This is a genomic window from Neobacillus sp. SAB-20_R2A, from assembly GCF_049568635.1.
GTDB lineage: Bacteria > Bacillota > Bacilli > Bacillales > Cytobacillaceae > Neobacillus > Neobacillus citreus.
This window is the reverse complement of the sequence record NZ_CP145895.1, coordinates 1,477,003-1,498,594: the sequence shown is the minus strand read 5'-3', so window position 1 is coordinate 1,498,594 and position 21,592 is coordinate 1,477,003. Positions and strand designations below refer to the sequence as shown.

At 40.4% G+C, this 21,592-nt stretch carries 22 protein-coding genes and 1 riboswitch; of the genes, 12 read left to right on the top strand and 10 right to left on the bottom strand.

The window, feature by feature from the left end:
• Positions 1-37 precede the first annotated feature (37 nt).
• A complete protein-coding gene (locus tag V5M37_RS07430; protein WP_213141090.1) occupies positions 38-1,150 on the top strand; it encodes an ABC transporter ATP-binding protein in 1,113 nt (370 codons plus the stop codon).
• Positions 1,151-1,213: 63 nt separating this feature from the next.
• Here the strand turns inward: V5M37_RS07430 and V5M37_RS07425 are convergent, their stop codons facing one another.
• The gene (locus V5M37_RS07425; protein ID WP_423801438.1) at positions 1,214-1,384 is read right to left on the bottom strand and encodes a hypothetical protein; all 171 of its coding nucleotides are present in this window, start codon (positions 1,382-1,384) and stop codon (positions 1,214-1,216) included.
• Positions 1,385-1,773: 389 nt separating this feature from the next.
• On the opposite strand from V5M37_RS07425, the gene V5M37_RS07420 reads away from it, so the two are divergent.
• Positions 1,774-1,977 (top strand): alpha/beta-type small acid-soluble spore protein, encoded by a 204-nt coding sequence (locus V5M37_RS07420; protein ID WP_213116711.1) that lies wholly within the window; start codon positions 1,774-1,776, stop codon positions 1,975-1,977.
• 73 nt (positions 1,978-2,050) lie between these two features.
• Here V5M37_RS07420 and fumC read toward each other — a convergent pair whose 3' ends face one another.
• The 3 genes from fumC to V5M37_RS07405 all read right to left on the bottom strand — a co-directional run bounded on the left by fumC (position 2,051) and on the right by V5M37_RS07405 (position 7,505).
• Complete coding sequence (fumC, locus tag V5M37_RS07415) at positions 2,051-3,430, bottom strand: class II fumarate hydratase (protein WP_423801437.1); 1,380 nt, start codon at positions 3,428-3,430, stop codon at positions 2,051-2,053.
• A gap of 302 nt (positions 3,431-3,732) precedes the next feature.
• A complete protein-coding gene (locus tag V5M37_RS07410; protein ID WP_423801436.1) occupies positions 3,733-5,751 on the bottom strand; it encodes an ABC transporter ATP-binding protein in 2,019 nt (672 codons plus the stop codon).
• A complete protein-coding gene (locus V5M37_RS07405) occupies positions 5,748-7,505 on the bottom strand; it encodes an ABC transporter ATP-binding protein (RefSeq protein ID WP_423801435.1) in 1,758 nt (585 codons plus the stop codon). Before V5M37_RS07405 ends, V5M37_RS07410 begins: the two co-directional genes overlap by 4 nt.
• 467 nt (positions 7,506-7,972) lie before the next feature.
• On the opposite strand from V5M37_RS07405, the gene V5M37_RS07400 reads away from it, so the two are divergent.
• A complete protein-coding gene (locus V5M37_RS07400) occupies positions 7,973-8,920 on the top strand; it encodes a nuclease-related domain-containing protein (RefSeq protein ID WP_423801434.1) in 948 nt (315 codons plus the stop codon).
• Positions 8,921-9,869: 949 nt separating this feature from the next.
• Here the strand turns inward: V5M37_RS07400 and V5M37_RS07395 are convergent.
• The 5 genes from V5M37_RS07395 to thiT all read right to left on the bottom strand — a co-directional run bounded on the left by V5M37_RS07395 (position 9,870) and on the right by thiT (position 13,582).
• Positions 9,870-10,328, bottom strand: a complete 459-nt coding sequence (locus tag V5M37_RS07395) for a helix-turn-helix transcriptional regulator (protein ID WP_423801433.1) — start codon at positions 10,326-10,328, stop codon at positions 9,870-9,872.
• A 119-nt stretch (positions 10,329-10,447) separates the two neighbouring features.
• On the bottom strand, positions 10,448-10,606 hold the full coding sequence (locus V5M37_RS07390) for a FeoB-associated Cys-rich membrane protein (protein ID WP_213141096.1): 159 nt from the start codon (positions 10,604-10,606) through the stop codon (positions 10,448-10,450).
• 19 nt (positions 10,607-10,625) lie between these two features.
• On the bottom strand, positions 10,626-12,629 hold the full coding sequence (gene feoB, locus V5M37_RS07385) for a ferrous iron transport protein B (protein WP_423801432.1): 2,004 nt from the start codon (positions 12,627-12,629) through the stop codon (positions 10,626-10,628).
• Positions 12,630-12,854, bottom strand: coding sequence for a FeoA family protein (locus V5M37_RS07380; RefSeq protein WP_213116719.1), 225 nt, complete (start codon positions 12,852-12,854; stop codon positions 12,630-12,632).
• Positions 12,855-12,994: 140 nt separating this feature from the next.
• On the bottom strand, positions 12,995-13,582 hold the full coding sequence (gene thiT / locus V5M37_RS07375) for an energy-coupled thiamine transporter ThiT (protein ID WP_213141098.1): 588 nt from the start codon (positions 13,580-13,582) through the stop codon (positions 12,995-12,997).
• A gap of 73 nt (positions 13,583-13,655) precedes the next feature.
• Positions 13,656-13,763: riboswitch (TPP riboswitch) on the bottom strand.
• Between the two features lie 165 nt (positions 13,764-13,928).
• Between thiT and V5M37_RS07370 the strand changes: the two genes are divergently transcribed.
• The 5 genes from V5M37_RS07370 to V5M37_RS07350 all read left to right on the top strand — a co-directional run bounded on the left by V5M37_RS07370 (position 13,929) and on the right by V5M37_RS07350 (position 18,261).
• Positions 13,929-14,483: a GNAT family N-acetyltransferase gene (locus V5M37_RS07370; protein WP_423801431.1), complete on the top strand. Its 555-nt coding sequence runs from the start codon at positions 13,929-13,931 to the stop codon at positions 14,481-14,483.
• Between the two features lie 170 nt (positions 14,484-14,653).
• Positions 14,654-15,961: a hemolysin family protein gene (locus V5M37_RS07365; RefSeq protein ID WP_423801430.1), complete on the top strand. Its 1,308-nt coding sequence runs from the start codon at positions 14,654-14,656 to the stop codon at positions 15,959-15,961.
• A 147-nt stretch (positions 15,962-16,108) separates the two neighbouring features.
• On the top strand, positions 16,109-16,543 hold the full coding sequence (locus V5M37_RS07360) for a MerR family transcriptional regulator (RefSeq protein ID WP_423801429.1): 435 nt from the start codon (positions 16,109-16,111) through the stop codon (positions 16,541-16,543).
• Positions 16,544-16,605: 62 nt separating this feature from the next.
• Complete coding sequence (locus V5M37_RS07355; RefSeq protein WP_213116724.1) at positions 16,606-17,961, top strand: hemolysin family protein; 1,356 nt, start codon at positions 16,606-16,608, stop codon at positions 17,959-17,961.
• Between the two features lie 114 nt (positions 17,962-18,075).
• Positions 18,076-18,261 carry a hypothetical protein gene (locus V5M37_RS07350; protein WP_423801428.1) on the top strand — a complete coding sequence of 62 codons (186 nt, stop codon included), beginning with the start codon at positions 18,076-18,078 and terminating at the stop codon, positions 18,259-18,261.
• 48 nt (positions 18,262-18,309) lie between these two features.
• On the opposite strand, the gene V5M37_RS07345 is transcribed toward V5M37_RS07350, so the two are convergent.
• Positions 18,310-18,606 carry a hypothetical protein gene (locus tag V5M37_RS07345; RefSeq protein WP_423801427.1) on the bottom strand — a complete coding sequence of 99 codons (297 nt, stop codon included), beginning with the start codon at positions 18,604-18,606 and terminating at the stop codon, positions 18,310-18,312.
• Between the two features lie 234 nt (positions 18,607-18,840).
• On the opposite strand from V5M37_RS07345, the gene V5M37_RS07340 reads away from it, so the two are divergent.
• From V5M37_RS07340 to V5M37_RS07325, 4 genes are all read left to right on the top strand, one after another.
• The gene (locus V5M37_RS07340) at positions 18,841-19,137 is read left to right on the top strand and encodes a HesB/YadR/YfhF family protein (RefSeq protein ID WP_423801426.1); all 297 of its coding nucleotides are present in this window, start codon (positions 18,841-18,843) and stop codon (positions 19,135-19,137) included.
• 240 nt (positions 19,138-19,377) lie between these two features.
• Positions 19,378-20,091: a F0F1 ATP synthase subunit A gene (gene atpB / locus V5M37_RS07335; protein ID WP_423801425.1), complete on the top strand. Its 714-nt coding sequence runs from the start codon at positions 19,378-19,380 to the stop codon at positions 20,089-20,091.
• A gap of 24 nt (positions 20,092-20,115) precedes the next feature.
• Positions 20,116-20,511, top strand: a complete 396-nt coding sequence (locus tag V5M37_RS07330) for an ATP synthase F0 subunit B (protein ID WP_423801424.1) — start codon at positions 20,116-20,118, stop codon at positions 20,509-20,511.
• Between the two features lie 4 nt (positions 20,512-20,515).
• The gene (locus V5M37_RS07325) at positions 20,516-21,478 is read left to right on the top strand and encodes an AtpZ/AtpI family protein (protein ID WP_423801423.1); all 963 of its coding nucleotides are present in this window, start codon (positions 20,516-20,518) and stop codon (positions 21,476-21,478) included.
• Positions 21,479-21,592: the final 114 nt, after the last annotated feature.

Sequence of the window (21,592 nt, the reverse complement as noted above, 5' to 3'; positions counted from 1 at the left end):
AACTTAAAGTACAAACAACCACAAGGAGGCTGTGAACATGGCTGAATTAAAATTAGACCATATTTATAAAATTTACGACAACAAGGTAACGGCAGTTAAAGATTTCAATTTACACATTGATGATAAGGAATTTATCGTATTTGTCGGCCCATCCGGATGCGGAAAATCAACGACACTTAGAATGATTGCCGGTCTTGAAGAAATCTCAAAAGGGGATTTTCTCATTGATGGCAAACGCGTAAACGACGTAGCACCAAAAGACCGCGATATTGCAATGGTATTCCAAAACTATGCGCTTTATCCGCATATGACCGTTTATGATAATATGGCATTTGGTTTAAAGCTTCGTAAGTTTCCTAAGGATGAAATCGACCGCCGCGTGAAAGAAGCTGCTAAAATCCTTGGCCTTGAAGCTTATTTAACTCGTAAACCGAAGGCGTTATCAGGCGGTCAGCGCCAGCGTGTTGCATTAGGCCGTGCGATCGTTCGTGATGCAAAGGTATTCCTAATGGACGAGCCATTATCAAACCTTGATGCCAAGCTTCGTGTGCAAATGCGCGCTGAAATTGCCAAGCTTCACCGCCGCTTAAATACAACAACCATTTATGTAACGCACGACCAAACTGAGGCCATGACAATGGCAACCCGATTAGTCGTTATGAAGGATGGCATCATCCAGCAGGTTGGTTCACCAAAAGAAGTTTATGAAAAGCCTGAAAATGTCTTTGTTGGCGGCTTTATCGGATCACCAGCGATGAACTTCTTCAACGGAAAATTAGAAGACGGCAAATTTATCATTGGTAAAACCTCCATTGCTGTTCCGGAAGGAAAAATGAAATTCCTTCGCGAACAAGGCTATGTCGGCAAATCACTGATCCTTGGTGTCCGCCCTGAAGATATTCATGATGAGCCATTGTTTATTGAAGCTTCCACAGGTACAAAGATTGCTGCCCATATTGATGTTGCCGAATTAACTGGTGCAGAATTAATGATTTACTCCAGCATCGAAGGCCAAGATTATGTGGCCCGCCTTGATTCTCGCAGCGATGTAAGACCTGGCGATAAATTAGAATTAGCATTTGATTTAAACAAGGCCCACTTCTTCGATACGGAAACAGAGCTACGTATCCGCCCACAAAGCGAAAAATAAAATATGATTCTTTAGGGTCCTGACCACACTGCAATACCGCAGAATGAGGTCAGGACCTTTTGATTATTCTTTAATAAAGATAACATCATCTTTATGGCAGGCAGGGCAGCGATACAGATGCGGGCATTTATGCTCAGAACGGGTATCCGCAAAACCATCCTCCATTTTCATTAAATCAATTTCCATATAAGGACTGTAATCGTCGTAGTAATCTTGAAGTCTGCCGCTTTCCAACATTGGCTCCCCACAATCCCTACATAATAAATATACTTCTCTCAATCCATTACATACTGGGCACACGGTCATCTCATTCACCCTTTAATTTGTTTTCTTTAGTTTGCGTTACTTTGTAACCTCTATAATAGGGAATAAATTTCCACTTAAAATTTTCGAATAAGCTTTTTAGATTTAGTCATAATAAGATTACAAGCAGCACCCCACCAAGAAAAACAAATATCACTTACAACGATGGATGAAGCCAGACAGGGTTACAACCGGTGCAACTCCGGTTCATCCAACCAAAACAATTATCATGGGTTAGGCCTAGGAGGCTATGGTAATAATCCCATTATGGTTCAACTCCATACTAACCCCAAAACTAAAAAGAGGAGTGTTAACTAACTATGGCTAACAACAACAACTCTAACCAACTTTTAGTACCAGGAGTACAACAAGCACTTGATTCAATGAAGTATGAAATTGCTCAAGAATTTGGCGTAAATCTTGGAGCAGACACAACTTCTCGCGCTAACGGATCTGTTGGAGGAGAAATCACTAAGCGTCTTGTCGCTATGGCTGAATCTCAACTTGGCGGTTTCCAACGCTAATTAAGTAAACCTTATTGATAAAAGTTCATAATATGGCTAAGAGCCCCCTCCTTTGGAGGGGGCTTTCCTTTGTTTACACCATTTTTTCTGGCTTAATCCACTCATCGAATTGCTCAGCGGTCAAATATCCCGTTTTGATTGCCGCTTCCTTCAGGGTGCTATTTTCTTTAAAGGCAAGTTTGGCGATTGCAGCTGCTTTTTCATAGCCGATATAAGGGTTTAAGGCGGTAACCAGCATTAACGAACGTCCCACATGCTCTTTAATAGCTTCTTCATTTGCTTCAATGCCAACTGCACAGTTGACATTAAAGGAACGAATGCTGTCGGTTAAAAGCCTGATTGATTGGATTAAATTATAAATAATCACCGGTTTAAATACATTTAATTCGAAATTTCCCTGGCTTGCGGCAAAGCCAATGCAAGCATCATTCCCAAAGATTTGGCAGGCAACCATTGTCAATGCTTCACTTTGTGTTGGATTCACTTTCCCTGGCATAATTGAGCTGCCAGGCTCATTGGCCGGTATCGTCAGTTCGCCGATGCCGCTGCGCGGGCCGCTTGCAAGCCATCTGACATCATTGGCAATTTTCATTAAATCGGCCGCCAATGCTTTTAAAGCCCCATGGACATAAACGATTTCATCATGGCTTGTCAGCGCGTGGAATTTATTTTCTGATGTTTGAAACGGGAAACCAGTCAGCTTGTGGAGCTCTTCAGCGACTTTTGCGCCAAACTCCGGACTAGCGTTGATTCCCGTACCGACTGCCGTTCCGCCGATCGCTAATTGAAGCAGGTGCTGGCATGCTTCTGTAATCATTCGCTCATTATTCTCGAGCATGTACCTCCAGCCGCTGATTTCCTGCCCCAAAGTTAGCGGTGTTGCATCCTGCAGATGGGTTCTGCCGATTTTTACGATATTTGCGAAGGCTTTTTCCTTTTCTATCAGCGTATTTTTTAATTCCTGTATTGCCGGAATAAGATTTTCGGTAATTTTTATAAAGGCAGCAATATGCATTGCCGTCGGAAAAGTATCGTTTGAGCTTTGCGACATATTAACATCATCATTTGGATGAATCTTTTCGGTGCTATTTTGACTTTTTAACCATTCATTTGCGCGATTGGCAATGACTTCATTGACGTTCATATTGGACTGTGTACCGCTTCCTGTCTGCCAAACAGCCAATGGAAAATGTTCATCATGTTGTCCGGCTAAAATGTCTTCAGACACCTTTTTGATGGCGTTCATTTTATCCTCACTCAATTTACCGAGCTGATGATTAACAATCGCAGCCGCCTGCTTAATGTAAACCAAACCATAAACGAGCTCGAGCGGCATTTTTTCCATCCCGATTTTAAAATTTTCTTTACTCCGCTGCGTCTGTGCTCCCCAAAATTTATCCTCAGGAACACGGACTTCACCCAGGGTATCATGCTCGATTCTAAATTTCTCCATCATTCTTCCACCTCACTATTTTTCATCCTTTCATATGTATTCCCAAACTAATTGGTTTTATAAATAAAAAAAACTGCGAAACTTTGTCCGCAGCCTTAATGTCTTGAAATAAGTGTATAGCCAATGAAATACGTTAAAACTAAAAAACTGCCAATGGTTAGAACAACTGTGTAATCTGACATTGATTTGCCACCCCATTTTTAATTTGAATTAAAACTACAATATCATGGGGTGAAAGGAAGACAAGTGATTAAAATTACACTTTTAAAGTAAAGAAATGAATTTTTTATGAACTTTTTCATTTAACCTGCCATGTCTTTGCTTCCAAGCTGAAGCTCATACATTTGATAATATTTTCCCTTTAGCGCCATTAATTCATCATGGGTCCCGCGTTCAACGATGGTGCCGCGATCTAGGACGAGAATTTGATCCGCATTTCGAATTGTCGACAGGCGGTGGGCGATGATAAAGGTTGTTCTCCCTTTTTTCAAGACATCCATCGCCTCTTGAATTAGCGCTTCCGTTTCCGTATCAATGCTGGAGGTGGCTTCATCCAAAATGAGAATAGCCGGATTAAAAGCAAGGGCGCGGGCAAAGGAAATTAACTGGCGCTGCCCGCTTGATAATGTGCTGCCTTTTTCAATAACCGGTTCATCATAACCGTTTTCAAGGTTTTTAAATACTTTCTCCGCACCAACATCTCGTAATGCTTTTTCGACTTTTTCGCTTGTAATGGACGGATCATTTAGACTCACATTGGAGGAGATTGTTCCTGTAAATAAATACGGGTCCTGCAGAACAATCCCCATATGCTGACGGATCGTTTGCCGCGGGAGGCATTCGATATCTTTTCCGTCAATCAAGATTTGTCCTCTCTGGCAGTCGTAATATCGGAAAAGCAGATTCATGATGGAGCTTTTCCCTGAACCGGTATGGCCAACGAGGGCCACCGTTTCCCCAGGCTTTGCCTCAAATTGAATATTCTTTAAAACATATTCACCGTCTTTGTAACCAAAAGAAACATCTTCGAATGTGACATTGCCTTTTATCCGTGAAATTCGTTCCTGACTGACATTTTCCCCCGGCTCATCCATCAGCGTAAATACCCTCTCCCCAGCGACAAGCGCTGTCTCCAGATTGGCCAATTGGTTGACAATGCCTTGGACGGGCTGAAACAGCCGATTGATGTAATCCACAAAAGCGTACAGCATTCCTAAAGAAATGACAGCTGAAGGTGAAAGCGCCTGACCGCCAAAATACCAAATAAATGCCACAAACACGAGATTTCTTAGGATCCCAACCAGATTGTGGCCAGTTAAGGCATTAAGGTTTAACAGTTTATTTTGGTAGGTAAAATGGCCATGATTCAGATTATCAAAATCCTTCATCGTTTCCTTTTCCCTGTTGAAGGCCTGGATTATGTTCATCCCCTGAATCGACTCATTAACCATCGCATTGATTTCACTGTTCCGCGAACGAATTACCCGATTATATTTGGAAGCATACTTCCGGTAAATCAAAATCCAAATATACAAAATGGGCAAGAGCAGCAAACAAATTGCTGCCAGTTTTGCATTTAACATAAACAGTGCTGAGTAAATGCCAGTAATATAAATAGCGCTTGTAAAAAAGGCTGCCAAGACAGTTACATAAAGCTCGCGAATCGCCTCGGTGTCATTTGTGATTCTGGCAACGACCTTGCCTGCCGGAAGGTTGTCAAAATAGCGGACTGGAAGTCTTTGAATATGATGAAACACATCCTCACGCATTTTTTGAATAATCCGGTTGGCTGATTTTTTCAAAAGGAAGTGCTCACCATATTGAAATACTGCAGATACCACCAAGAGTCCAAAATAAACTGCCAGCAGTTTTAAAATCCCCGGTATTTCTGGCTGATAAAACGCTACTAACTCGGGCCCCTTGATAATTTTTGCTGGATATTCTGCTTGGTCTTTGCCTTTTGTTATCATTAGTTTGCTGCCTTCGAGACTTCTCTTCCCATCAAATTCAAGGTCATTTTCGATAAACACAAACTTTGTTCCTACCTGGAGGATCCGGACTTTTTCTCCCTTTTCCTCGCCGCTTGTAAAATACTTTTCCCGTTTATAAAACGTTCCGTTATAGCTAACGGCTTTATCACCTTTTGCTCCTGTTTCATACCAAACCGACTCAATCCCTAAAATATGCTGATCGATGATGTTCTTCGCGATAAATGGTCCGGCCAAATCCGTAACGACCGAGATGGTCAGCATGAACAGGGCCGCGATAATAATTTTTTTATAAATTAAAGCGTAATTAATTAAGCGTCTGCCAACCTTCATGCTGACACCTCCTCTTCGATTTTAGCTTCCACCAGCTGGCGCAAGAATTGCTCTTTATACCAGCCGTCCCGCTCCAGCAGCTGTTCATGAGTTCCTTCCTCAATAATGGCCCCTTCATCAAGGACAATGATATGGTCGGCATGCTGGACTGCAGACATTCTGTGCGTAGTGATAATCGTTGTTTTCCCGTTTCTTACTTTACGGATATTGTCGATGATTTTCTTCTCTGTTTTCGCATCTACCGCAGATAAGGAATCGTCGAGAATTAGTATTTCAGGATTTTTAATGAGTGCACGGGCAATCGAAATCCGCTGCTTTTGCCCTCCTGATAACGCCACTCCCTTTTCCCCAACTAATGTCTCGAGACCTTCAGGTAACATTTGCAAATCCTTGCGAAAAGCCGCGAGATCAATAGCCGTCTGCAGGTCGTCCTCAGATGCAACCTTACAGCCGAACAAAATATTTTCCTTTACGCTTCTCGAAAAAAGAACATGATCCTGCGGAACGTAGCCAATCCATTGGCGCACTTGTTCTAGTGTTTGCTCCCCAATGGAGGCCCCGCCGATTGAAAGTCCGCCTGTTCCAAGTGGATATTGCCTCAACAATTGCTTGATAAAAGTGGTTTTTCCGCTCCCCGTCTTACCGACAACCCCAAGGGTCTGACCTTGAAGTAGCTTGACGGTGACATTTTGCAGATTATCCGTTTTCGAAGATGGGTAACGAAACGTTACTTTTTCGAAAAGGATTGGGTTGGGGCTTGCTATCTTTATTGGCTGGGATGGGTTTTGAACCTCTTCCTGATAGCTGATTGTTTCATGGACCCGGTCGAGCGAGGCATTCCCCCGCTGCATCACGTTGATCAGTTCGCCGACCGCAAACATCGGCCAAATCATCATCCCCAGGTACACATTAAAGGAAACGAGGTCTCCCAAGGTGATAGCCTGATGAAAAACGAGCGTAGCACCGTAACCAATCCCAATTAAATAGCTGAGGCCGACCAGTATTTTTATGGTCGGATCAAATAACGAATCGATTCTGGCGACGTTTATATTTTTTTGATAAACATCTTCGGTCAATTCGTGAAACCGCTCGCGGTCCGCATTTTCCTGGACATAGGCACGGATAACTCTTACTCCGGCAACTGATTCGAGAACGCGGTCATTTAATTCGCCGAAGGCATCCTGTGCTTCTGTAAAGCGAGTGTGGATTTTTTTGCCGTACATTTGCATCAGGATAGCCATGATCGGAAGGGGCAAAATCGCCGCTAAGGTCAGCTTCCAGCTGATGAAAATGCCCATCGTAAACAGAATCGTCAGCATCCAGACACTCGAATCGACAAGCGTTAAAATCCCGAATCCGGCTGTAATGGAAATGGCTTTTAAATCGTTTGTGGCCCGAGCCATTAAATCCCCGGTACGATTCTTTTCAAAAAAGGCCGGCGTCATTTTTAAAAGATGTCCCATGAATCTTGAGCGCAGCTTTCTTTCGATTAAAAAAGCACCGCCGAACAATTGATATTGCCATATATAAGTGATGGCGTAGGATGAAACCATAATGATGGTGAGATAGACAAGATACATGAAGATTTTCTGATTTGTCATCGCCCCAGAATGAATATCGTCAATCGCCAAACCGATTAATTTGGGCGGTATGACATCTAATAACCCCACGAATATAAGTAAAGTGACCGCTACTAGGTAGCGCTTCCAATTTTCTTTAAAAAACCAGCTTAATTTCTTTAATACGGAAAACATGCTGTTATTCCCCCTATTTCGGTTTAATCTATCCGCTTTCTAGATCTCCTATTTTGTGTGCGAGCCTTACATTGAGTCTTTTCAGCATGCTAATTCCTCCTTTTTTTATAAAAAAAGAGACATACTGCCGCAACTGTGCAGTATGCCTCTTATTTAAAAATAAAAAACACACGCCGCGCATCACAAAGTAACGCAGCCTGTGTTTGAAAATACATAAGTGAAGTGTAGATTACAAGGAAATCCCTTTAGGGTTGGCTGCGTTAACATATTCAGTTGATTGTTTAGTTAAGTGGTTTAAAATAATCATTTTGCAGCCCTCCATTTCCTTTTTTTTCTTACTTTGTAAGATTAACACCATATTTTTTAATTGTCAATTCCCATTTTTCGGAATTGTCTTATCGGCTGCTGTTAACAAAGTATTCATACATTTCGAAACTGCCTGTCTATAAATTGGAGTAAAATGGGGGATGGATATTTATAAATTTGAAAGGATATGGACTATGCCTACACCAAAAAAATCACGCCATGAAACAAAGGAGTTACTTATTTTACGGGCCTTAAACCCGCGGATGAACCTTTCTGACAAAGACAGTAGAAAGTACTACGCTCTTGAAAAAGGCTATCAAGGAGAAGTGATGTTTGATGCAATTACCCAAGAATTGAAGAATAACTGCATTGTATTAAATGGCTTACTCTTTAAATTGAAAGAAAAGCATTTTCAAATCGATACGGTGATTATTTTTCAAAGAACGATTTACCTGATTGACGTTAAAAATTTTGAAGGAGACTATATTTATAAGTCTGATCCCGACCGTTTTTGTAAAAATGATACCGAAATTGACGACCCTATCCTTCAATTGTTGAAGGCCGAGTCTAAGCTGCGGCAGCTTCTCGAAGAGTACAGATTTAATCTGCCGGTTGAATCCTACGTGGTTCATATTAGCCCCACATTTACCCTATACAATGCTCCTCAAAACAATCATGTTATTCTCCCAACACAGATCAATCGCTTCATAAGAAAATTAGAAAATATCCCATCAACCCTGAATGGCGGCCATGAGAGGCTGGCAGACCTGTTAATTTCTCTGGATCAAGGTGATTATCCAATTTCTCCAAAGCCGACTTATAGTTATGATGGGCTGAGAAAGAGTCCTTATTGTTCGAAGTGTAACTCATTTTCGGTGTCTGTTGGGGAGAGGAAAATGGTTTGTAATACTTGTGGGTGTGAGGAACGGATGGAGTCTGTGGTGCTGCAGTGTGTGAGGGAGTTGGTATTGCTTTTTCCGGAGATGCGGATTACTACAAGTGTGGTCTATGATTGGTGTGGGTGTGTGGTACCGAGAAAAACAATAGCGAGGGTTTTAAAACAAAACTATCAGGTAATGTCATCTGGAAAATGGACTTATTATGTATAGATGGGGCAGGTTTCTACCAAGATCTTGATTTTTAATACGATTTTAGTAGCTTACACCATTTTTATAATACCGATTTTGAAAATTATACCTTGTTGCGGTAGCATATACCCTTTTTATGCTACCCAACTCTTGATTCACTCGGTGGTCCGGGCTCATATGCTCTTTCTATGCTCCCCAATTTTTTGTTCTTTCGATGGTTCGGGCGCATATCCCCTTTCTATGCTCCCCAACTCTTCGTTCTTTCAATGGTTCGGGCTCATATACCCTTTCTATGCTCCCCAACTCTTCGTTCTTTCAATGGTTCGGGCGCATATACCCTTTCTATGCTCCCCAACTCTGAATTCCTTGGATGGTTCGGGCTCATAGACCTCTCTATGCTTCCCAACTCTTGATTCCTTCGATGGTTCGGGCGCATATACCCTTTCTATGCTACCCAACTCTGAATTCCTTCGATGGTTCGGGCTCATAGACCATCTCTATGCTTCCCAACTCTTCGTTCTTTCGACGTTTCGGGCTCATAGACCATCTCTATGCTTCCCAACTCTTCGTTCCTTCGACGTTTCGGGCTCATAGACCATCTCTATGCTTCCCAACTCTTCGTTCCTTCGACGTTTCGGGCTCATAGACCATCTCTATGCTTCCCAACTCTTCGTTCTTTCGACGTTTCGGGCTCATAGACCATCTCTATGCTTCCCAACTCTTGATTCCTTCGATGGTTCGGGCTCATATACCCTTTCTATGCTCCCCAACTCTGAATTCCTTAGATGGTTCGGGCGCATATACCCTCTCTATGCTACCCAACTCTTTGTTCTTTCGACATTTCGGGCGCATATACCCTCTCTATGCTACCCAACTCTTCGTTCTTTCGTTGAATTGGGCTCATGTATTCGTCATCAAACCCATAAAAAGAAAAAAGACAGCCCCCCACGGCCGTCCCATCTTCATGTATTTAGTCTTCATCTTTAGACAATTCCTTGAACCGATGCTTAGAAAGCTTTTCGTCAAAGCTGCTGAAAATACGGTAATTTCCCCCATCCAAGATCCGAAAATGCTTACTTAGAATATTCTGCTGGAGGACGAATCCGTTCTTCTTAACAACGACCCGCCACCAGACCCGGCCGCCAAGTGTTTTGGCTTTCCGGTAATCAATGCCTTCTCTTGCTACCGTTTCAAGTACTTCAAGGGGCTCGTTTCCAAATAAAAATTGGACCGTTTCTGTTTCACGAAATAAGGCACAAACAGAAACTACCGTTGACCAGTTGGCAAGAACTCTTCCTTTTTCAATCTGTACAAGGGTTTTCTTAGAAACACCAATAATATCTGCCATTTTATCCTGAGTGTAGCCTGCTTCAGTCCGGATTAGCCGCAATTTCTCTGAAACAATCTGAATAATTTCATCTCTGGTCATACAAAGCCCTTCCTTCAATAACTTCTAGTGTAATTTTACACAAGTTTTCCTAATTTTAAAAGTAATAAGGGTATTCACAAAAAAAAAACTGCTATCCCATATAGATAGCAGTTCATTCATTACTTACTGATTTCTGGCGGTACACTGCATCCGCCGGAGCAAGATTTGTTCAATTCGCATGCAGCACATTTTCCTTGTTTCGAGCGATTAATAAATCGTACAAGTGCCCAAGCGGCATATCCAAAAATAGCAACTCCAATAACAATGCTAGCAATCATAGAATTTCACTCCTTTTGTTTATACCAGACCAAACAGCTTGCCGCCCTGATAAATAATCAGCGATAAAACATAGGCAATGATTAATGCATACAGAATCGCGAAGGCTGTCCATTTTTTTGAACCTGTTTCTTTATAAATGGTTGCGGTAGTGGCCAAGCATGGAATGTACAATAAAATAAACACCATAAAGCTGTAAGCAGCAAGCGGTGTATAGTAATTGGCCAGCAGCCCCTGCAGACTCGAATCATTCGGCACAAAATAAATAATGTTCATGGTTGAAATGATTGCTTCTTTGGCAAGAAAGCCGGTAATTAAGGATGCTGCCGCCTGCCATGTGCCAAAGCCAATCGGGGCTAAAATCGGGGCAATGACACCGCCGATTGCCGCAAGGAAACTGTCATCCATTTCCACCTTCAAGCCGCCCGGCCCTGCATAGGATAAAATCCAAATAAAAACGGAACCGGCAAATATAAACGTACCTGCTTTCCTAACAAATCCCTTGCCTTTATCCCAAGTGCTTCTCCATAAGGATTGAAACTGCGGCAGCCGATATGGCGGCAATTCAATGACAAATAAGGAAGTCTGCGATTTTAACATGGTCGATGAAAAGATTTTTGCTAAGATTAACGCGACTACAATCCCTAATACATATAAGCTTAAGACAATAAAAGCTTTATGGGCTGCAAAAAATGCCCCGACAAATAAGGCATACACAGGCAGACGTGCTGAGCAAGACATTAACGGAGTCAGCAAGATTGTTAACAGCCGTTCGCGCGGTGTTTCGATCGTTCTTGCCGCCATGATGCCCGGAACATTACAGCCAAACCCAATCATCAGTGGGATAAACGCTTTCCCGTTCAACCCAACCGATTCCATAATTCTGTCCATAACCAACGCAACGCGGGCCATATAGCCGGAATCCTCTAATAACGATATGAAAAAGAACAAAATAAAAATCTGCGGTACAAAAACAAGAACACCGCCAACCCCGGCAACTAATCCTTCAATAATCAGCGCATGAATAAAGGCAGACGCATGAACAGCCGCCAGGGCTTTTTCAATACCAGCCGCGACCGGTCCAGTCAATAACCCATCAAGTGCACCCGACATCGGCGTCCCCAGCCAGTCAAATGTCAGCATAAACATTAAGTACATAAGCAATAAGAAGATTGGCATACCAAGATATTTATTGGTGACAATACTGTCAATTTTTTCAGATAGTGGCACGACACCATCACGTTTACTCGTTGTTTCAGCAATAATTTTTTCAATCGCTGCTTTTCTTTTCATATAAATAAAGTTTGGTAATGTTTTAACGTCATACGATTTTTTGATGGAGTCTTCCAATTTAGCTGAAATAGCTTCAAGTTTTTCGCCATCCACAATTCGCGTTACGTAATTTTTTACGTATTCATTTCCTTCAAAATACTGAATCGCCAAAAAGCGTTTTGAATGCTCCGTTTTCGCAGCCAGTTCCTGAGATAGGTCGGCAATTGCTTTTTCCACTTCCACACCATAGTTTACAAGGTTCTTTTTCACCGGCGTAAACGATTTTGTGGAAATACTATCAACTAATTGATCACAGCCCTTACCGCTTCTGGCGACGACGGGTACAACCGGGACACCCAGTTTTTCCGAAAGTTTCTCGGCATCAATCATAATCCCGCGCTGACTAGCGACATCAATCATATTTAAACCAATTAAAAGCGGCTTTTCAAACTCTAGCAGCTGCATGGTTAAATGTAGATTCCGTTCTAATTGAGATGCATCCAATATATTCAATAGCCGATCGACGGAATCGTTTAGAAAAAAGGAAGTGACGACTCCCTCATCTCTTGAAAGCGGGTTTAGTGTGTAGACACCCGGCAAATCTATTAATCTGCCAATATTATTTTTGAAAACGCCAACTTTCTTTTCAACCGTTACTCCGCTCCAGTTGCCCACATACTCATAGGAACCTGTGAGGTTATTAAACAATGAAGTTTTTCCAGTATTCGGGTTTCCAATTAGAGCAATTTCCATTTATATTCTCTCCACTTCAATCTGGACGGCTTCCTTGCGGCGGATACCGACGCATTGGCCGCAGGACTCAATCATAATCGGGCCGCCAAAAGGCATAACGCATTTCACACATATTTCCGATCCTTCGGTAATTCCTAAATCAAGCAGACGTCTTTTCACAAGGTTCCCGACATGGGAAATATCAACAATTTTCCCCTTTTCCCCTGCTTTCAAAGATGTAAACATATATTATCACCCAATCCGTTGTAATTGAGAATGATTATCTTTCTATATTGTCATTTTACACCTAAATTTTTAAAAAAAATATAAAAATTTGTGACAAAAAAAGAAAAAAAGAAAAGCACCTGGCTTTTCTTCATTAAATGTTATTGATATTTAACAACCATTCTTTTAGGCATAGCCGCAAGGACTAAAACAACGATTATGGCACTGATGATAAAGTTTGGCAGCATATAAGTTCCATTATAAATCAAGGAATAAACGGCTACCGGCTGGCCTTTAGGAGCATACTCGCCAAAGAAAGCAATTCCGGAATAAACATGACAGATATACCGAAGCAGGCTTCCCAGGAACGTTCCTATCACGGAATAAACCATCCAGCTTCCTTTATTCCCCTCTTCAAGAGCGTTCTTAACCTGGCGGGCAAAAATTCCGGCAAAACCGAGAACCGTAAACGCAATAAAATAATCGATAATTCCCTGAATAATCGTGTAGATTTGCGCAAAACCAAGAATGAATTGCAATAATCCCAACAAGAAGCCAGTTAATAAGCCGCCCTTAATTCCCCAGCGATACGCCATAATAAAAACCGGAACCATCGCAATGGAGATCGATCCTCCTTGCGGCCAAATTTTCAAGGATAAAATACTTGCAGCTAAGTCTAATAAATATGCAAGTGCCGAAAAGACGGCAACCTCTGTGATAAAACGTGTACTGCTTCCTTTTTGATTCACACTATTTTCCCCCTTGTTTATAAAAAATAAAAAAGCAATGCAAGACGGTAAGGATTGTCTGCATTGCTTTCTAATATCTGCAAAACCACATCCCTACGCTAGCGTTAACCAACAGGTTCATAGGGTCAGAACTCGAGCGTTCACTCTCAGCCGCTAATGCGCAGCTCCCCCTGTGGACTATTTACTTGTTTACATTAACGAATGATACTACTGTTTAAAAGGTTTGACAAGGAAAATATTACAAACGTGTTGCAAATCCGGACCTGTTTTTTCCCCAAAAAACAGCATCACAGCCCAAACCCAATTTGCATAGTATATAGTAAAAAAATTCCGGGAGTTTCGCCCTATGTTTACTTTAAAGGTTGATCATGAAATTGAACTTCTTGTCTTTCAACGTCAGCATGCCTTACAGCTTTATCAGCTTGTCGAGGAGAACCGTGACCATTTGCGAACATGGCTTCCTTGGGTCGATAGCATGACCAATCCCTATCAATTCGAAACTGTGATCCCCCATTGGCTGAATCAATTGGCAGAGGGGAGCGCCTGCAACCTTGGCATCCTTTATAAAGGAAAGCTTGTCGGGTCAATCGGAATTCATCAAATTGACTGGTACAATAAAATGGCCAGCATCGGTTATTATTTAGCCAAGGATGCAGAAGGTCATGGGATTATGATCCGCTCTGTTCATGCCGTGCTTAATTATGCATTTTTTGATTTAGGCTTAAACCGGATTGAAATCCGCTGCGGCGTAAAGAACACCAGAAGCCGCGCTATTCCCGAAAAACTAAGATTGCGAAAAGAAGGTATATTAAGGGACGGAGAACATTTGAACGGTTATTTCCACGATATTATCGTATACAGTATGCTAGCCCGCGAATGGCAGCATCCCTCCTCGTTTTAAACCTCTTTCACCAGCTGCCAGATGGCGGCTTTTTTATTGATTTTTTCATTAATTTGCTCAAGAAGCATTTTTTTGAAATAATAAAACTATATACAAATACGGGAAGCCGTAAGAAGAATAAGATTATTTTGTAAGTGAGGTGGCATACCTTACGCATCGTAAGGTACCCAATGATTTGGATTAATATCTTAATAATAGCTCTGCTCATACTGTTTACTGCATTTTTTGTCGCATCAGAATTTGCGATCGTCAGAGTACGGACAACCAGAATCGACCAATTGGTTGCCGAGGGCAATAAAAAAGCCGAAGCCGCCAAGAAAGTCATTTCCAATTTGGATGGATATTTATCGGCCACTCAGGTCGGAATTACGATTATCTCCTTAATCTTGGGGTGGCTCGGCGAACCAACAATTCGAATGCTGTTAAAACCTATCTTGGATTGGCTGCAAATTCCGGTTTCACTAGGGCACATAATTTCCGTTATTTTTTCGTTTATTGTCATTACCTTTGTCCATGTGGTCATTGGTGAATTATCGCCAAAAACGTTTGCAATACAAAAATCGGAGGAAATTATCCTGCATGTTGCCAAGCCGATGATTTTGTTCTATAAGCTGATGTACCCGTTCATATGGGCGTTAAACCACTCCGCCCGTTTTGTTACGGGCCTGTTTGGAATTAGGCCTGCCTCGGAAAATGATATCGTCCTTTCCGAAGAAGAATTACGGCTAATTTTATCACAGAGCTATAAGAGCGGTGAAATTAACCAGTCGGAATATAGCTACATGAATCGGATCTTTGAATTTGATGATCGCATCGCCAAGGAAATTATGGTGCCACGGACAGAGGTCATCACCTTTTCCAAAGATGCCTCTCTTAATGAAATTATTGAAACTGTCCAGGAAGAAGGATACACCCGTTATCCCGTCATTGATGGGGATAAGGATAACATTTTAGGTGTTGTCAATATCAAGGAGGTGCTGACCGACTGCATCCAGCAGAAATGCAGCGGCGAAGAACCGCTTACTACTTACATAAAGCCTGTTATACATGTAATTGAAACGATCCCGATTCAGGAGCTTTTAGTAAAACTGCAAAAAAACCGCTCTCATATGGCGGTTCTATCCGATGAATATGGCGGTACAGCCGGGGTTGTCACGGTCGAGGATATCTTAGAGGAAATCGTCGGGGAAATCAGGGATGAATTTGATTTGGATGAAGTACCCCTTATTCAGAAAAAGGGGGAGAATCATTTTATTTTAGATGGTAAAGTCCTCATCAGTGAGGTCAACGATATTTTAGGCACGACCCTTGAGGACGACGATGTTGATACCATCGGCGGATGGTTTTTGACCCAAAAATTTGATGTCCAAAAAGACGATACACTCGAAAGAGATGGTTTCACATTTCAAATCAAAGAAATCGACGGCCACCATATCGGCTATATAGAAGTAAAAAAATCACCAGCGTCTCCTGAATAAGGGGACGTTTTTTTATTTTTTAAATATTTTGACATTAATATTCATATTACCTATAATTCTCCATAAAATATAGTTAACAATGCCTATAATAACCGAAACGTTTGACTGTACGGTTTAAATTCTCTATAATATTGTTAATTTATATATATGTCGAGGTGGTATGATGGGGCTGTTTATCGAATTGGCGAATTAGCGGAAAGAGCAATGGTTTCCAAGAGAACAATTGATTACTATACGTCTATTGGACTGCTCAAAGCAGATCGATCTGAGTCCAATTACCGCATCTATACTGACGAGTCATTACATGATTTAAAGTTTATCGAAGAATGCAAAAGTCTGCATTATCCATTAGACGAGATTAAGAGAAAACTAGAAATACGGAAAGAAGGCAGCATTCAGGCTTCAGAAGTGGAAAAACATGTGTGTACGCTGACCCAGCAAATGCTCAAGCTTCACAATGATTTATTTGACATCATCCCCTTTCTTGAAGAATTGGATGCGAAGCAAAAAGAGAAGCTTTCCAATAACCTGAGTCTGCTTAGAACTGCATTATTGAAATCGCTTTTAAAGGTTTCAAGTTAATCTTTGAAAATACCAGGAGGTGACTACCTTACTCGTCTATACAACGAGTTAAGGGAACTTATTTGGACATATTTAATTTGGTTTTAATAGCCATTTTAATAGCATTAACTGCTTTTTTTGTAACTTCAGAGTTTGCTATTGTGAAGATTAGAAGTTCAAGAATCGATCAGTTAATCGAAGAAGGAAGTTCGAAGGCCGTTTCAGCCAAAAGAGTGATTTCAAATTTAGATGAATATCTTTCTGCCTGTCAGCTTGGAATTACCATCACGGCTCTTGGGTTAGGTTGGATTGGGGAATCAACGATTGAACATTTGCTTGGTCCTCTCTTCATTTCATTGAATCTTCCCGACAATGCTGTAAAAATATTATCCATTTCGATTGCATTTGGAACAATTACCTTTTTGCACGTAGTAGTCGGAGAACTTGCGCCTAAAACATTGGCTATTCAAAAAGCAGAATGGATAACACTTAAGGTAGCTCGCCCGCTCATTCTCTTCTATAAAATAATGTACCCGTTTATTTGGGTATTGAACGGATCCGCTCGAATTATTTCGAGAATCTTTGGGCTTAAACCTGTTTCCGAAAATGAAATCGCTCATACGGAGGAAGAGCTTCGAATTATCTTATCGGAAAGCTATAAAAGTGGTGAAATTAACCAATCGGAGTTCAAGTATGTAAATAAAATATTTGATTTTGATAATCGAATCGCAAAAGAAATTATGGTACCGCGGACCGAAATCGTCTCATTGTCTAAGGACGACTCGCTTGATGCCTTTTTATCAACGATCCGGGAAGAAAAATTCACCAGATATCCTGTAATCGATGGGGATAAGGACCATATCGTTGGGATTGTCAATGCCAAGGAAGTCATGACTGATTTTATTGGAAACGAACAGCTTTCGGCACAAACTCTCGAAGGGTATATCCGTCCTATCATCCGCGTAATTGAAACGATCCCTATTCATGATTTGCTTGTAAAAATGCAAAAAGAGCGAATGCATATGGCTGTTTTAATGGATGAATACGGCGGAACTTCAGGTTTGGTAACGGTAGAAGATATCCTTGAAGAAATTGTCGGGGAAATTCGTGATGAATTTGATATGGATGAGATTCCTGAAATTCGCAAAATCAAGGAAAATCATTATATTATTGATTCAAAGGTTTTAGTGAGCGAAGTCAATGATTTATTGGGCGTCGAAATTAATGACGAAGATGTTGATACCATCGGCGGCTGGATTTTAACCGAGAATTACGATGCCAAAGAAGGCGACATTATTGCACATGAAACGTACACTTTTAAAATTATTGAAATGGAAGACCATCATATAAAATATATAGAAGTCATGAAAAGTATAAACGACGGTGAACCAACAAACCTCAAGCAAGTGTCTTTATCCAACTCGGAGGTTCTTTACTAATATAATTTAAACAAACCTGCAAAAGGTTTGTTTTTTTTGTCCTTTAAATCAGGACAATTGACTCATTCCAACATTTGCTTGCCTGCATATCCTGCTAACAAGGAGGGGATAAAAATGAATCAAACAGCTATTCTTTTTTTAGCCTGTATTTTGGCTGGCTTCGCGTTAGTGAAAATGCCGGTTATTCCATTTTTAGCTAGTCTGGCATCATTATTCCATGTTATCGGAGCACTTGCTATTCTTATTTTTGCCTTAGCAATTCTTTATCTTGGCGCTAAAGCATTCTTCAAAAAGCTGTAAGCGCATTCGCCTCTGGATAGGAAAAGACCAGGTGTCCCTGGTCTTTTTTTATTTTGACTTTAAAATCAAAGTTTCTTCTTCTACTTTTGCAATTTTAATAAGGTGGGAATCAAGGCGGCGATTGATATGCTGGATATCATGGTTTTGCGATTCCTCGATCCGTTCTAACACTTCTTTAATATCGGATAAGTCGATTTGGTTAACAGCGACGCGATGTTCTATACTATCCATTTTCTCTAATCTTGAAAGTCTTTGTTCAATATTCTCTAAAGTTTTGTTAAATGTATTTATTAATGACTTTATGTCGTTTACGTTCTCATTTAATTTCTCAAACTGCTTTTCCATCAACAACATCCCCTTTCATGTGGCTATCATATCACCATTTTCACCATAAAGATGTTACAAAAACAGTAACTCTATAATCAAATGGTTAAAAATGAACTTTTTATTACAATTAACCCCAAAAATAGCTTCATGTGAATATTATCATAGGCAATTTCCAAGAAAAAACGTAATCTTTTAGTAAGTAAGGATAATTCTTTAGAATTGTCACCTCATAGAAAAGGTTGGTGTTTGAATATGTTAATTTCTATTGATGAAAAAGCAGTAACATGGTTTGCAGGAGAATTCGAATATACAAGGCCCTTTAGCGTTCGTCTGTTCCCGCAATATGCCGGCTTTGGCGAAAAGCACAAAGGCTATAGTCTTGCATTTTCAATTGAAACACCATCAAACTCTGGGTTCTCGAAAGAAGTTAATGGAATGAACTTCTATATAGAAGAAAATGATTTATGGTTTTTTGAGGATACCGAAACCCATTTATCCGTTGATGATTTCCTTAAAGAGCTACACGTGATATACAAGGATGTAAGTTAATCCCCTAGAAGCATATTAAAAGGTATCCTACCAAAATGTGGCTGGGATACCTTTTTTATTTAGTATTTTCCCATGATAACTATGATATTAAGTATTATCATTATGGTAATTTTAAGATTCAGAAAATTATCAACATTTTGTGAACTATCTTACAATAATAAATTTTTTTATATATAATAAAGATGAATCAGGATTCTCCCACTTTGTACCAATAATATTTTAGGAAAAGGGGTGGACATCTTGGAATATGCAAAACCTCACATTGAATGGATGAACTTGACTTTTGACCTTTCCATTATCCTGACAACCACCATCGCTGCCATCATCGTTTTCCTCATCGCTTATGTATGTACAAAAAACCCCTTAGCACTATCACCAAAAAAATGGCAAAATTTTATGGAATGGATTTTGGAATTTGTAAAGGATATCATGAATACCTCGATTGGAAAGTCTAATAATTTATTTATTCTATCAACCGGGGTCACGTTATTGATGTACTTATTTCTGGCTAATTTAATGGGCATCCCTTTTTCTATTGTTACAAGCGGGGACCACCCTGTTTTATGGTGGAAATCTCCCACCGCTGATGCCCATGTAACAATGACTTTGGCCATCATGATTATCGTCTATACCCATTTCATCGATATCCATCTGAACGGCTTTAAGCATTATATTGCAAGCTTCTTTAAACCATTTAAATTTTTATTTCCTATTAATATCATTGAACAATTTGCGACAACGTTAACATTGGGGCTGCGTTTATTCGGCAATATTTATGCCGGTGAAGTGATGCTGGCCCTGCTGGCGAATGCCGTCAGTCATGGATTTGTCGTAGCCGTACTTGCCGCGTTGCCAATGATCGTATGGCAGGCGTTTTGCATTTTTATCGGTGCCATCCAAGCATATATATTTGTCACACTTACTATGGTTTACATTAGTCATAGGTTAACATAATTTATATAGAAAGAAGTGTTGGACATGGGAGATTTTGTTTTGTTCGGCCTGCCTGTCTCACTAGGCACGATGATTTATCAAGCTGTTATATTTACCATTTTAGTTTTTATTTTAAAAAAACTCGTATTTAAAAAGCTTGTTAATGTTCTCGAAAACCGGAAACAGCACATTGAAAAACAGCTCCAATTAACGGAGAATTATAATATAGAAGCAGAAAAAAAACTAGAAATGAGTGAAAATATTTTGCTGCAGGCAAGAATAGATGCAAGAGAGCTAAAAAGGCAATCCGAACTGGAAGCAAAACAAATTATCCAAACTGCAAAGGAAGAAGCGAAACTAATCCTAAATGAGGCAAATAAAGCAGCACTCCCAGCCAATACGCGCACCTTTACACAAACCGATCACATGAAGGGGGCCTGATCCTATGCGTCACAAATTCACCAAAAACTTGGGGAGAGTTTCTGAAAATCTTGAATTAGGCTTTGAAGAAAAATGGATTTACGTTCATTACAATAGAGGTAGTGTGGAAAAAAACGCCTGCCTTTTGAAAAATGAAAATAAATCGGATTTGGAGTATCTTGAAGGCTTTTTTAAGGAAAATAACGTGTCCGAGGAAATGAAAAAGGAAGTAAGAAAATTTTTTGAAACAGAAAAACCGAATCCCGATCCGCATTGGCAGGAGTTTACCTCCTTTCTGATGAAAACCTTATCGCTGAATATGGTCTTTGGTGTGACGATTGCGATCTGTGTTTTTGGCGGCTACAAACTTGGGAATTATTTAGATGCCCGCTTTGATTTATATCCTATTCTTACTTTAATCTTCATCATTATCGGGATTGGAATTGGCGGTGCTACTGTTTATTCGATGGTGCTGAAATATTTTAAACCCTCGGTCCAAAAAAATAGGGAAAAGGAGAAAAAAGCGCCGGCAAAAGAGGCGGCTCAAGAAAAACAATATCCGATGATCGATGTTTCATTTGAGCAGGTCATTAAAGCTGTGAGGCAATTTTCCAACAATCTGCCAAAAGGGGTATATAGAACCATTCTTGTTAAAGAGGATAACTCTATTGATTTTAAACAGCTTGCCCATCTTCTTGGCGGGATACCTGAAAGAAAATACTATATGTCGAAGGAAACCTATGACATATTTGAAGAACATGAAAAGCATATTCCGGGGGAAATGGACATTGTCCAAAAAGCAGTCGACCTATATGTCAAGGAGCACAATGAATATCCGATGCTGCCGTTTGACCCGGAGCGCAGAGTAAATTATTATCAGCTAATCCAGGACAAATATTTAAAATCAGCTCCAGAAATACAATTCTATATTACTGATTTAGACGGGCTGATTACCCACAAAAAGCCCGCGAAAAAAACCTCCTCTTAAGCCAACGAGAAGGTTTTTTTCTTTCTCAACAAGAATAGGATTTTTAGATTGGTTTTTTTTTGCTTTTTTTTCTACAATATTGAGATAATAGCAATATGACTTTATGAAAAAATG

Bases quoted from the DNA above. Each gene is read 5' to 3' on its own strand.
- feoB (WP_423801432.1), bottom strand. From the start codon at position 12,629: ATGGAAATTGCTCTAATTGGAAACCCGAATACTGGAAAAACTTCATTG.
- V5M37_RS07395 (WP_423801433.1), bottom strand. From the start codon at position 10,328: ATGACCAGAGATGAAATTATTCAGATTGTTTCAGAGAAATTGCGGCTA.
- V5M37_RS07400 (WP_423801434.1), top strand. From the start codon at position 7,973: ATGGATATTTATAAATTTGAAAGGATATGGACTATGCCTACACCAAAA.
- V5M37_RS07370 (WP_423801431.1), top strand. From the start codon at position 13,929: ATGTTTACTTTAAAGGTTGATCATGAAATTGAACTTCTTGTCTTTCAA.
- V5M37_RS07380 (WP_213116719.1), bottom strand. From the start codon at position 12,854: ATGTTTACATCTTTGAAAGCAGGGGAAAAGGGGAAAATTGTTGATATT.
- V5M37_RS07345 (WP_423801427.1), bottom strand. From the start codon at position 18,606: ATGGAAAAGCAGTTTGAGAAATTAAATGAGAACGTAAACGACATAAAG.
- V5M37_RS07430 (WP_213141090.1), top strand. From the start codon at position 38: ATGGCTGAATTAAAATTAGACCATATTTATAAAATTTACGACAACAAG.
- V5M37_RS07330 (WP_423801424.1), top strand. From the start codon at position 20,116: ATGGGAGATTTTGTTTTGTTCGGCCTGCCTGTCTCACTAGGCACGATG.
- V5M37_RS07365 (WP_423801430.1), top strand. From the start codon at position 14,654: ATGATTTGGATTAATATCTTAATAATAGCTCTGCTCATACTGTTTACT.
- V5M37_RS07350 (WP_423801428.1), top strand. From the start codon at position 18,076: ATGAATCAAACAGCTATTCTTTTTTTAGCCTGTATTTTGGCTGGCTTC.
- V5M37_RS07420 (WP_213116711.1), top strand. From the start codon at position 1,774: ATGGCTAACAACAACAACTCTAACCAACTTTTAGTACCAGGAGTACAA.
- V5M37_RS07340 (WP_423801426.1), top strand. From the start codon at position 18,841: ATGTTAATTTCTATTGATGAAAAAGCAGTAACATGGTTTGCAGGAGAA.
- V5M37_RS07410 (WP_423801436.1), bottom strand. From the start codon at position 5,751: ATGAAGGTTGGCAGACGCTTAATTAATTACGCTTTAATTTATAAAAAA.
- V5M37_RS07390 (WP_213141096.1), bottom strand. From the start codon at position 10,606: ATGATTGCTAGCATTGTTATTGGAGTTGCTATTTTTGGATATGCCGCT.
- V5M37_RS07405 (WP_423801435.1), bottom strand. From the start codon at position 7,505: ATGTTTTCCGTATTAAAGAAATTAAGCTGGTTTTTTAAAGAAAATTGG.
- fumC (WP_423801437.1), bottom strand. From the start codon at position 3,430: ATGGAGAAATTTAGAATCGAGCATGATACCCTGGGTGAAGTCCGTGTT.
- V5M37_RS07325 (WP_423801423.1), top strand. From the start codon at position 20,516: ATGCGTCACAAATTCACCAAAAACTTGGGGAGAGTTTCTGAAAATCTT.
- V5M37_RS07360 (WP_423801429.1), top strand. From the start codon at position 16,109: ATGTCGAGGTGGTATGATGGGGCTGTTTATCGAATTGGCGAATTAGCG.